Here is a 10,366-nt window from a genome sequence, read left to right as displayed (position 1 = left end):
GCCTCAGAGAAAAACCAGTAAGGGAGGTCGAAGCCGCCCTCGTACCATCTCCAGGTGGCCCCAACATTCCTCCGAGACATCGCCGACCTCGGCTTATTGGAGTCGGCCATTGCCGACGGGCACATCACTGCCCGGACCACCACCGAGGGGCTGACCGTCTACAACTACACCGCCCGAGCCCAGTATTCCGAGGCGTGGAACCAAGCCACCTTGGCCTGTCGGGGGTTGATCGTCGACCGCACGGACGGGTGCTGGCCCGCCCATTCCCAAAGTTCTTCACCCCCTCCGAGCCTTGTGCCCCGGCGGTACCTGCAGAGGGAACGATGCACGTTTCCGACAAGTGGGACGGATCACTGGGCATTGCCTACCAGCGCCCCGACGGAGGCGTCCGCATATCCACACGAGGCAGTCTGGAATCCGAGCAGGCCATCGAAGGAACCCGCATCTTGCAGGAACGGTACGCAACCGTTGAGGTCGAGCCGGGCGTCACGCCATTATTCGAAATCGTCTACCCGCAGAACCGAATCGTGGTGAACCACGGAGAGATGCGCGATCTGGTTCTGCTCTCGGTAATCGACATCGCCACGGGCACCGACCTGCCGCTCGACCGGTTCGATTGGCCCGGCCCAATGGCCGCAAGCCGAGAATTCGCCTCATTGAACGATCTTGCCGATCACATGGCCAGACCCCGTCCTGACCACCACCCCGAGGAGGGTTTCGTGGTCCGGTACGACACCGGCGACAGCCAGCCCCACATCCGCTTCAAGATGAAGTGGCCGGCCTATGTGGAGCAGCACCGGGTGGCCACCGGATTGAACCGGCGACACATCTGGACAGCGGCCGCCGTGTTTGACGCTAACCGTCGCGGTATATCCCCCAAGGACATCGCCGCCCGCCTGCGCCTTCCCCCCGAGACGGTAACGGGCCTACTAGACCAGCCCGAGAATCCCATCGAGGCCATCCGATCAGTCATGCCCGAGGAGTTCCACGGCTGGATCGACGGCACGCTGGCCACCGTCACTGCCGAGGCCAGAGAACGGATCTCCCTCCACGAACGGCTGACCGAACAGGTCGCCGATGAAAGTCGCGGCCAAGGTGACCGGGAGTTCGCCGAGGCGGCCCAGAGGCTGGCCGCCCACCATGACCTGCCAGTCGGCCCCATCTTCGCCCTCCACAAGCAAAAGCCCGAAGCCCATCTAGCCATCTGGGCCGACCTCCGACCCCCCGCCGACCCCGAAAGCGGTCCCCTGACCAGCAACCGATCGCAGCTCTGAACCACCGGCAATTCGTTCGCTGTGGGTGCGCGAACGGATCCGCGAAGCGGTCTCGTAATAGTGATTGACATGCATCCAATATCATGTAAAGTCATGATATGCCTGTGATGGAAGAGCCAGAGCAGCCAACGCAGCAAAAGCAGCACCGAGCGGTTCCTATGGCTTCCACCGCTCCGTCGGTTTCCACTGCTTCGACTGGCGACAGCGATTCCCTTGTTCGTGACGACGCCGCAATCATCAAGGCGGGACTTGCCGCGGTAGCGGAGTGGGAGGCCGAGAACGGCCCCTTCACCGAAGAAGAGATCGCCTGGGCAGATGCAGTACTTGACCGAGCCGAGCGGCATTATGAAAACCTCAAGAATCGTTGACGGGGGTTACCTACGACACCGGGGCACTGATCGCCGCTGAGCGTAACGATCGCCAGATGTGGTTGCTGCACCGACGAGCCCTCAATCGCGGCGTTATCCCTACGGTGCCAACAACGGTCCTCGCCCAAGGGTGGCGGGGCGGCCCGCAGCCGCTTATGTCGAGGCTGTTGGCTGGTTGTTATGTAGAACCGCTCGATGAACGATTAGCACGATCAGCCGGAACTGCGTGCGGCCGCGCCGGCACATCCGACATCGTCGATGCTGTAGTTGTGGTTGGGGCTGCCAAACGGGGAGATCAAGTCGCCACCAGCGACATTGACGACATCCTCCATCTCTGTGAAACCAACGGGCACACCCTCGATGTGCAGGAGCTTTGACCTGACTCCGGTCTGAACAAACATCAGCGGTCGACTACACAACTGCTCCTCCCCCATGCCCCTAGAGTCTGGCCGGTGAGCGGGGAGTAAGGTTCCCCCGTATCCGGTCAGTTGGATTTTGCGGGGGGGGGGGTATATTGGCTATCGTGAACAGATACGTAGTCGCTGCCTTCTTTATGATTATTGGCGCGGCTGCTGTTTCTTCTGGGCCAGTTTCAGCTCAGGCTGCGGTTTCCGTTGACGATATCAAGTTGCGCGACGAACTCATTGCCAATCAGGAAAACCTGCTTAACACCTACCGTTGCCTTTTCGGCGCCGATATCGATCTTGTCCCAGGGGGATGCGTCAACCCAGACACCATCGTTCCTGGGGTTCTCCCGCAGCTTCCGAACCAAAACGATATCGACATCAGAGATCAGTTGATCCATAATCAAGAAGCCCTGCTGAACTCATATCGCTGCCAATACAATATCGACACCCAACTTATTAGCTCAAATGGCTGTCCCGTGCCAACGGACGATCATCAGAGTACCCAGCAGGCATCGTCATCATTTCCTTTTGTCAACTCATTCACAGAGATCTCTGCTTCTGGAAATCACACATGTGCCATCAGAACTGATCAGACTATTTCGTGCTGGGGCAAGAATGATGTTGGACAGTCCGACCCACCAGTAGGCTTCTACACGCATGTAACAACAGGTTATGACCATTCCTGTGCGTTCAGAATTGACGAAACAATAGCTTGTTGGGGCTCTGGCCTTCACACGGCAGAGATGCCCAGTGGAAAATTCACTCACCTGGATACGCATTCGGAACATGCATGTGGAATCCGAGTGGACGGCACAATAGAATGCTGGTGGATGCAGGAGACCGAAGGCTGGTGGGGCTCCACTGACTTTGGACAGATGCGTTCCCCTGCCGGCGAGTACACCGCTATCAGTGTCCAAGCCTTTTACTCCTGCGGCCTTCGAAGCGATAGGACAATCATATGTTGGGGAGCTAACGAATACGGGCAATCAGACGCCCCTCTAGGCACTTATACAGCAGTCGCAGTCGGTGATACACATTCATGCGCGCTGAAGGATGATGGTGCTATTGCGTGTTGGGGCGACAATACGCACGGTCAGTTAGACGTTCCTTCGGGCTCCTATACCGCTATTGAAAGTGGTGGTGCTGCATCGTGCGCTCTAAGAGCTGACGGGAGTTTCATATGTTGGGGGGATGAGGATTTCGGCGGGTCTGACTTATATGCAGGCTCATACACCGATATCGCCCTCGGACATCACCACCTGTGTGCCTTAGGCATAGACCAGACAATCACCTGCTGGGGCGAGAGAATTTATGCTCAAGCAATGTCGCCTGGCGGCAAGTACACTCTCCTCAGGTCTAACAACGACGGTGATAGTTGGTGCGGCATAAAGGTCGGCGGAAATATTTCATGTTGGGGGGGATCTTACTTCGGCCCTACCCATACACCTAGAGGCAACTTTGATGGTGACTATATTGACGTGGCGCCTTCAGAGTACCCCCATACTTGTATGCTGAGAGCCGACCAGACCATTTATTGTGACGATAGCGATGAGGCACCCCCGAAAGGACTTTTCGCTCAGATTTACCCTGTAGATGACTATGTCTATTGTGCACTTACAGTTGACGGACTCATCAAATGTTGGGAGGGATATTCTACCTCTAGAGGCTCGCTTCGAAATCCTCCAGCAGGACAATACACAAGTATTACACGCGTAATCAATTCTTTATGTGGCATTCGAATTGATAATACAGTGAAGTGCTGGGGGCCCAACAAAAACATTGAACCCTCTCCTGGTACTTACACCCAAATAGCAGGAGGAAGAGACTTTTCATGTGCGTTGCGACTAGATGGAACCATTACGTGCTGGGGCCACGGCAATATCAACTCTCACTTTTTTGACAGCTATGGTTTACCGCGACCCTTGATGCCGAAACCCCCTTCAGGTTCCTATGTCTCCATATCCGTTGGAACCGTTGGGACCATCAGAACCGGTAATGCCAGTCATTCTTATTCTGAATGGTGCGCCCTCGGAATCGACCAGAGTATAGCTTGCTGGGGGACCGCAGAAGCTATAAAGTCTAACCCGCCAAGCGGAAAATTCACTGAACTCCTTGCTATGAGCCGACAGGGATGGTGTGGAATCAGCGTCGAAAGTGAGATTGCATGTTGGGGAGAACTCACTGATTACAAACCACCTCCCAAAGGTAAGTATACTCATTTGTGGGAGCTTGACACGGGTGCTTGTGCCCTTACCACGGGAGGTTCCCTCGCCTGTTGGAATATGACAGATCCTACCTTCTCTTTTTATTGGGATGGCTTCTCCAGATTCCATCCTGCGGGGCGGTACAAAGATGTCGTTACGGGTTTTAGGGGGCACCAAGAAACAATGTGCGCTCTCGGAATAGACGGTTCTCTGGAATGCTGGGGCCCTTCATGGCGCATTGCGCCATGAAGGGTGTGCAGATAGGCATTTGCACTCGGATTTTTGCGCGGCTGTTGTCAGGATGTTGTGATTTGCCTCGTGGCGGAACAGGGCCCAGAGAAGCCGCAATGGGGACTGTCTGAGCCTGCGCAATATCCGGGGAGGTTCACACGCCGAGCGAGGCAACCAACAGATATGGGGATTGCACCGCCTGGAAACCTGAATGACCTGATTAGGCGCGCCGGGATTTGTGGGCCTGGGCTGCCGCGGCGAAAATCGGGGGCAACGCCCGCCCCGCCACTCCCAGAGGTGCAACATGGCAGACCTGCCGTTCAAGGTGTTCGACGCCGATAATCACTACTACGAGGCCACCGATGCCTTCATCCGCCACATCGACCCGGCGATGAAGAAGCGCTGCATGCAGTGGGCCAATATCGACGGCAAGCAGCGATTGCTGGTGGCGGGCAAGATCAACCGGTTCATCCCCAACCCCACGTTCGACCCGGTGTCCAAGCCGGGGGCGCTCCAGGACTTCTTCCGGGGCCGCAACAAAGAGGGCGTGGACGTGAAGACCATGTTCGGCGAGCTCGACCCCATCTCCGAGCGCCCCGAGTACCGCGACCGGGACAAGCGCCTGGAGTTGATGGACACCCAGCACATCGAAGCCGCTCTGTTCTTTCCCACCCTGGGCGTGGGCATGGAACAGTCGCTGCGCCACGATCCTCCCGCCGTGGTCGCCGCCTTCACCGCATTCAACCGGTGGCTGGCCGAAGACTGGGGCTTCGCCTACCAGGAGCGCATCTTCGCCGCTCCGGTGATCTCCATGATCGACGTGGAATGGGCCGTCTCCGAGGTGGAGTGGGCCTTGGACAACGACGCACGCATGGTGGTGATGGTGCCTGGGCCGGTACCCACCCTCGATGGTGGAAGCCGCTCACCAGCCATGCCCGAGTACGACCCGGTGTGGGCCCGCGTCGCCGAGGCCGGAATTACTGTGGGCATGCACGGCGGCGACGGCGGCCTGCACGAATACAACGAGATGTGGGAGCCGACCGAGGATTTCCAGTCGTTCCGCACCTCCACGTTCAAGCAGATCACCGGCCACGACCGCCAGATCTTCGACACCATGGCCGCCCTGGTGTGCCACGGCCTCTACGACCGCCATCCCAACCTGCGGATCGCCTGCATCGAGAACGGGGGCATGTTCGCCCCTCGCCTGGTGGAGGAATTGAAGATCGCCTACGGCAAGATGCCCCAGGAGTTTCGCACCGACCCCGTGGACCAGTTCATCGACCATGTCTGGGTGTCGCCCTATTACGAAGACGACATCGATCTGATCAAGGAGACCATGGGCGCCGACCACATGCTGTTCGGCTCCGACTACCCCCACGCCGAGGGGCTGGAGGTACCCACCGACTTCATATACGACATCCCCAACTTCACCGATGCCGAGGCCAAGGCAATGATGCGGGACAACGCCTGGGACGTGATCACGCCCCGGTCCGCATTGGCTGCCTGAGCGCCGTCAGAGCCAACCGAACTCCCTGAGGAGGGAACACAACATGGCCATGCCCACCGACATCCCGATCATCGACACCATGATCGGGTTCCCCAAGCCCGACTTCTCCACCTACGACTTCATTCGGGCCCAGACCAAAGACGACCAGACGTCGGATGAGTTCGACTTCCCAGTGGAGTACATGTTCAAGGGGGTGCCCAAGGAGCTGTACGGCACCGAAGACGACCCGGTTCAGGTAACGCTCAAGGAGATGGACCGGTTCAACATCGAGTTGGCCCTAATCTCCTGCGAGGATGAGACCGGCCAGCGAGCGCTGAAGGACTACCCCGAGCGGTTCGTCCCCTCCATGAACGTCGACCCCAATGACGTGATGGGCGAGGTACGCCGCATGAACCAGCTTCACCAGGAGTGGGGCGTGAAGGCAGTGGGGGCTTTTCCCGCGGGCTGCTTCCCCCAGGTGCCCATCGACGACGCCAAGTTCTATCCGATCTACGCCAAATGCGTGGAGCTCGACCTGCCCATGTTCGTGTGCGCCGGCGTGCCCGGCCCCCGGTTCCCGTTCTCTCCCCAGCACGTGGAGCGCATCGACCGGGTGATGTACGACTTCCCCGAGCTCACCTTCGTCACCCGCCACGGATGCGAGCCGTGGGAGGACCTGGCGGTGAAGCTCATGCTGAAGTGGCCCGGCCTGCACTATTCCACCTCGGCGTTCGCCCCCAAGCACTACCCCGAGGCCATCATCCGCTACGCCAACACCCGTGGCGCTGAGAAGGTGGTCTATGCCGGCTACTTCCCGATGGGATTATCGCTGGAGCGGATCATGACCGACATGAAAGACGTCCCCTTCCGCGACAAGGTATGGGCCGGCTTCCTGCGGGAGAATGCCCGCCGAGTGCTGAAGCTGGATTGACCACCCCACCGAACCGAGAAATAGGAGACAACCCGTGAGCGATCAGCGAGTCGAGCAGACCTGGGAGACGCCCTCTTTGGAGGAGATCCCGGTCATCACAAAGATGCACGTGGAGGCCATGGAGTCCAGCGACGACCCCATGGTCTGGAGCCAGGCGGGCATGCACCATGTGCTGATTCGCACCGTGGGCCGACGATCGGGCAATGAGCACAAGGTGGCCCTGCCCTATTGGCGCGATCCCAACGGCCATCGCATCGTGGTGGCGTCGTTCGCCGGGGCCAAGGCCCATCCCTCCTGGTACTTCAACATCGCCGACAAAGAGGCCAACCCCGAACTGCTGATCACCGAAGAGGGCCAGCAATTCTGGGCCGTGGCCGACATCTGCGACGGCGACGACTACGCGGCCACCTGGGACGGCCTGGTGGCCGACCGGGCCTGGTACGCCGACTACCAGGCCAAGGCCCCCCACCGCCAGATCCCCCTGGTACGGCTAGTCGAACAACGCCCGGCCTAAGGTTCACAGCCATGGCGAATCAACCAGTCCGCACTCTGCCGCCCGCGGGGGCCATCCAAGATGAGCGCGAGATCGAAGCCGTGCTCGAGGTGCTGCGCTCGGGCAACCTCAACATCGGCGAGAACGTGGCTCGCTTCGAAGACGAGGTGTCCACGATTCTGGGCAAGGAGCGGGGGGTGATGGTCAACTCGGGCTCCTCGGCGCTTCTGCTGGCCATCGGACTGCTCGACTTGGAGCCCGGTGACGAGGTCATCACCTCGGTGCTCACCTTCTCCACCGACGTTTCCTCCATCGTCCAATGCGGGCTGGTCCCCGTGTTCGTGGACGTGGAGCCCGACACCTTCCAGATCGACGTCAACCGCATCCCCGAGATGATCGGCCCCCGCACCAAGGCCATCATGACCCCCAACCTGATGGGCAACTGCCCCGACTGGGACGTGATCAGGGCCATCGCCGATGAGCACGGGCTCAAGGTGATCGAGGATTCCTGCGATGTGCTGGACACCCGCCTGCGGGGCACCCGCATCGGTGCCCGCAGCGACATCAGCCTCACCAGCTTCGCCATCTCCCACTCGCTCACCTGTGCGGGCAACGGGGGCATGGTGGCCATGGACGACCCCGAGATGCACGACAAGTGCCTGACCCGTCGGCGCTGGGGCCGGCGCTCTGAGTCGTACCTCTACGGCTCCCGCCAGGGCCAGGACACCCGCTGGGGCCCCCTGGACGACGGCACCATGTACGACCAGATCTTCATATTCGACGATCTGGGCTACAACTTCGAGCCCTCCGAGCTGGGCGCGGCCTACGGACTGGTTCAGCTCTCCAAACTCCAGGAGTTCAACGCCCGCCGCCGCCACGCCTGCGACCGCTACAACGACCTGATGGTCAACCACATCGACAAGGTGATACTGCCCCGCACCACTCCCGAGGTGGACACCACGTGGATGCGGTACGGCTTCATCCTCCGTCCCGAGTCGGGGCACGACCGCACCGAGGTGCAGAACTTCCTGGAAGACCGCAACGTGCAGTCCCGCATGGTCTGGACCGGCAACATCTTGCGCCAGCCCGGATTCTCGGGCATCGAGCACCGGGCCCCGGCCGACGGCTTCCCCAACGCCGACCTGGTGATGGACAACGCGCTGTGCATCCCCACCCACCACGGCCTGGGGTCAGACGACATCGGCTACGTGGTGGACACCCTTTCCGAGCTCTTCGGCGGCTAGAGGGGTTGCCAGACTGAGCGCCGGGCTCAGCCGCCGGTGAGCTTGGCCATGTCGAAGTAGTCCGACCAGCGGGCGATGCGCCCGTCGCGCACTTCGAACACCCCGCACACCGGCAAAGCCAACTGGCCGTCGCCGGTGTTGATGTAGTCGGTTCGCTCGTTCAGGACCACATTGCCATTGGCCGCCTGATGGTGGGTCTCGAACACGATGCCGCCTGAAGTGGGAAAGAATCCCTCCAAGAACGCCCGGATGGCCTCGGCCCCCTCCAAGGGGTCCATCGGGACGTTGTGATAGACGGCGTCGTCAGTGAAGTAGGCCATCAGCTCGTCGGCATCGCCGTTGGCCCACGCGGCGCAGAACTGGCTCACTAGTTCGCTGGGATCGGTCGGCAGATCGGCCATCGCTCTCTCCTGTCGTCGGGATTTGTCGTCGAAACCTGTCGTCGCGACATGTGGTCGGAACCTGTCGTCGAGATGCCCAGCATGGCGCGACCCATACCCGCTCTGCCAAATGCAGAGAACCTCTAGCGCAGGGCTGAGGGATATGCTATTTTACAAAACAGTCCAGCTAGCCTGTTTTTGGCAATTGACTTTAGGGGGGATCCCAATGCGGACAACAAAGACCAAACCGATTCGAAGCTGGAGGCTCATCGCCTTGCTCTTGGCGGCCTTGGCCCTTGTGGCCGTCAGCTGCGGCAACGACGACAGCGACGACACCAGCGCCCCGGCGGCAACTGCGGCAGCCACCGCAGCAGCCACCGCGGCTCCGGCAACGGAGGCCCCCGCACCGGAACCTGAACCCGAGCCAGCAGATACCCGTGGTTCGCAGACCACGGTCACGCTGGCAGTCAACCCGTGGAACGGTTCGGCAGTGAATGTGGCGGTGGCCGCCCAGCTTCTGGAGAGCGAGCTCGGCTACTCCGTTGAGACAGTAGACATCGACGAGAACGCCCAGTGGGCGGCGATCAACACTGGGGACATCGACGCCTCGCTAGAAGTGTGGCCCTCGGGCCACGCCGACAACGTGGCTGACTTCATCGACAGCGCCGACGGCAACGTGGACAACGCCGGTTTGATCGGCCCCGTCGGGGAGATCGGCTGGTTCATGCCCTCTTACATGGTGGATCGAGAGCCTGCTCTGGCCACCTGGGAAGGCTTCGCCGATGCCGAGCTGGCTGGCTTGTTCGCCACCGCTGAGACCGGAGACAAAGGCCAGTTCCTCAGCGGCGATCCCAGCTGGACGATCTACGACGAGCAGATCATTGCCAACCTGAATCTGCCGCTGGAGATCGTGTACGTAGGCTCCGAGGCCGGCATCCTGGCCGCTTTGGACGCTGCCTACAGCCGAGAAGATCCGGTGCTGTTCTACTTCTGGACACCGCATTCGGCCTTTGGCTCCTACGACCTCACTCGGGTGGCCCTGCCCGCCTACAGCGATGAGTGCTACGCCAAAGATGCCGAAGGCGGCATCGATTGCGACTATCCCGAGGACGTGCTGTTCAAGATCGTGAACCGCGATCTGGCTGAGAACGCCCCCGACGCAGACGCATTCTTGCGGGCAATGAGCTACTCCACGGCCGACCAGATTTCGATGCTGGCCGCTGTCGAAAACGATGGACTGTCTGTGGAAGACGCCGCGGCCCAGTGGATCGCGGCCAACCAAAACGTCTGGAGCGCTTGGCTCCCCTCCTAGGCTCCAGCTAAGAACCGGTGCCGGCGGCAAGAGAAC

General features: G+C 60.3%; 11 protein-coding genes. 8 read left to right on the top strand and 3 right to left on the bottom strand.

The genetic code is table 11. The features are described from left to right. The first annotated feature begins 194 nt into the window (after positions 1 to 194). On the top strand, positions 195 to 1,274 hold the full coding sequence (locus tag ACOQPI_RS11935; RefSeq protein ID WP_420619852.1) for an RNA ligase: 1,080 nt from the start codon (positions 195 to 197) through the stop codon (positions 1,272 to 1,274). Positions 1,275 to 1,372: 98 nt separating this feature from the next. Continuing rightward, positions 1,373 to 1,642 (top strand): hypothetical protein, encoded by a 270-nt coding sequence (locus ACOQPI_RS11930; RefSeq protein WP_420619851.1) that lies wholly within the window; start codon positions 1,373 to 1,375, stop codon positions 1,640 to 1,642. Between the two features lie 212 nt (positions 1,643 to 1,854). On the opposite strand, the gene ACOQPI_RS11925 is transcribed toward ACOQPI_RS11930, so the two are convergent. Together ACOQPI_RS11925 and ACOQPI_RS11920 are read right to left on the bottom strand one after the other, a co-directional pair. Beyond that, the gene (locus tag ACOQPI_RS11925; RefSeq protein ID WP_420619850.1) at positions 1,855 to 2,043 is read right to left on the bottom strand and encodes a hypothetical protein; all 189 of its coding nucleotides are present in this window, start codon (positions 2,041 to 2,043) and stop codon (positions 1,855 to 1,857) included. A 191-nt stretch (positions 2,044 to 2,234) separates the two neighbouring features. Continuing rightward, positions 2,235 to 2,447 carry a hypothetical protein gene (locus ACOQPI_RS11920; RefSeq protein ID WP_420621080.1) on the bottom strand — a complete coding sequence of 71 codons (213 nt, stop codon included), beginning with the start codon at positions 2,445 to 2,447 and terminating at the stop codon, positions 2,235 to 2,237. Between the two features lie 78 nt (positions 2,448 to 2,525). On the opposite strand from ACOQPI_RS11920, the gene ACOQPI_RS11915 reads away from it, so the two are divergent. The 5 genes from ACOQPI_RS11915 (at position 2,526) to ACOQPI_RS11895 (ending at position 8,638) form a co-directional block, all read left to right on the top strand. Continuing rightward, the gene (locus tag ACOQPI_RS11915) at positions 2,526 to 4,502 is read left to right on the top strand and encodes a hypothetical protein (protein ID WP_420621034.1); all 1,977 of its coding nucleotides are present in this window, start codon (positions 2,526 to 2,528) and stop codon (positions 4,500 to 4,502) included. Between the two features lie 286 nt (positions 4,503 to 4,788). Continuing rightward, positions 4,789 to 5,991, top strand: a complete 1,203-nt coding sequence (locus ACOQPI_RS11910; RefSeq protein WP_420619849.1) for an amidohydrolase family protein — start codon at positions 4,789 to 4,791, stop codon at positions 5,989 to 5,991. 43 nt (positions 5,992 to 6,034) lie between these two features. After that, entirely contained in the window at positions 6,035 to 6,901 is an 867-nt protein-coding gene (locus tag ACOQPI_RS11905) for an amidohydrolase family protein (protein ID WP_420619848.1), read from the top strand. A gap of 34 nt (positions 6,902 to 6,935) precedes the next feature. Next, on the top strand, positions 6,936 to 7,415 hold the full coding sequence (locus tag ACOQPI_RS11900) for a nitroreductase/quinone reductase family protein (RefSeq protein WP_420619847.1): 480 nt from the start codon (positions 6,936 to 6,938) through the stop codon (positions 7,413 to 7,415). 11 nt (positions 7,416 to 7,426) lie between these two features. Next, entirely contained in the window at positions 7,427 to 8,638 is a 1,212-nt protein-coding gene (locus ACOQPI_RS11895) for a DegT/DnrJ/EryC1/StrS family aminotransferase (RefSeq protein WP_420619846.1), read from the top strand. A 26-nt stretch (positions 8,639 to 8,664) separates the two neighbouring features. On the opposite strand, the gene ACOQPI_RS11890 is transcribed toward ACOQPI_RS11895, so the two are convergent. Beyond that, complete coding sequence (locus tag ACOQPI_RS11890; protein ID WP_420619845.1) at positions 8,665 to 9,039, bottom strand: SgcJ/EcaC family oxidoreductase; 375 nt, start codon at positions 9,037 to 9,039, stop codon at positions 8,665 to 8,667. Between the two features lie 205 nt (positions 9,040 to 9,244). Here ACOQPI_RS11890 and ACOQPI_RS11885 point away from each other — a divergent pair, with 205 nt between their 5' ends. After that, positions 9,245 to 10,330 carry a glycine betaine ABC transporter substrate-binding protein gene (locus tag ACOQPI_RS11885; protein WP_420619844.1) on the top strand — a complete coding sequence of 362 codons (1,086 nt, stop codon included), beginning with the start codon at positions 9,245 to 9,247 and terminating at the stop codon, positions 10,328 to 10,330. Positions 10,331 to 10,366: the final 36 nt, after the last annotated feature.

This window comes from Candidatus Poriferisocius sp. (assembly GCF_965219815.1).
In the GTDB taxonomy this organism is placed as follows: Bacteria; Actinomycetota; Acidimicrobiia; order Acidimicrobiales; family Bin134; genus Poriferisocius.
The sequence above is the reverse complement of the archived record's forward strand: the minus strand, read 5'-3'. Positions and strand labels throughout refer to the sequence as shown.

What these genes read in the sequence shown, in the direction of transcription:
- ACOQPI_RS11930 (WP_420619851.1), top strand. Translation starts at nt 1,373, where the DNA reads ATGCCTGTGATGGAAGAGCCAGAGCAGCCAACGCAGCAAAAGCAGCAC.
- ACOQPI_RS11925 (WP_420619850.1), bottom strand. Translation starts at nt 2,043, where the DNA reads ATGTTTGTTCAGACCGGAGTCAGGTCAAAGCTCCTGCACATCGAGGGT.
- ACOQPI_RS11920 (WP_420621080.1), bottom strand. Translation starts at nt 2,447, where the DNA reads ATGGATCAACTGATCTCTGATGTCGATATCGTTTTGGTTCGGAAGCTG.
- ACOQPI_RS11910 (WP_420619849.1), top strand. Translation starts at nt 4,789, where the DNA reads ATGGCAGACCTGCCGTTCAAGGTGTTCGACGCCGATAATCACTACTAC.
- ACOQPI_RS11905 (WP_420619848.1), top strand. Translation starts at nt 6,035, where the DNA reads ATGGCCATGCCCACCGACATCCCGATCATCGACACCATGATCGGGTTC.
- ACOQPI_RS11895 (WP_420619846.1), top strand. Translation starts at nt 7,427, where the DNA reads ATGGCGAATCAACCAGTCCGCACTCTGCCGCCCGCGGGGGCCATCCAA.
- ACOQPI_RS11890 (WP_420619845.1), bottom strand. Translation starts at nt 9,039, where the DNA reads ATGGCCGATCTGCCGACCGATCCCAGCGAACTAGTGAGCCAGTTCTGC.
- ACOQPI_RS11885 (WP_420619844.1), top strand. Translation starts at nt 9,245, where the DNA reads ATGCGGACAACAAAGACCAAACCGATTCGAAGCTGGAGGCTCATCGCC.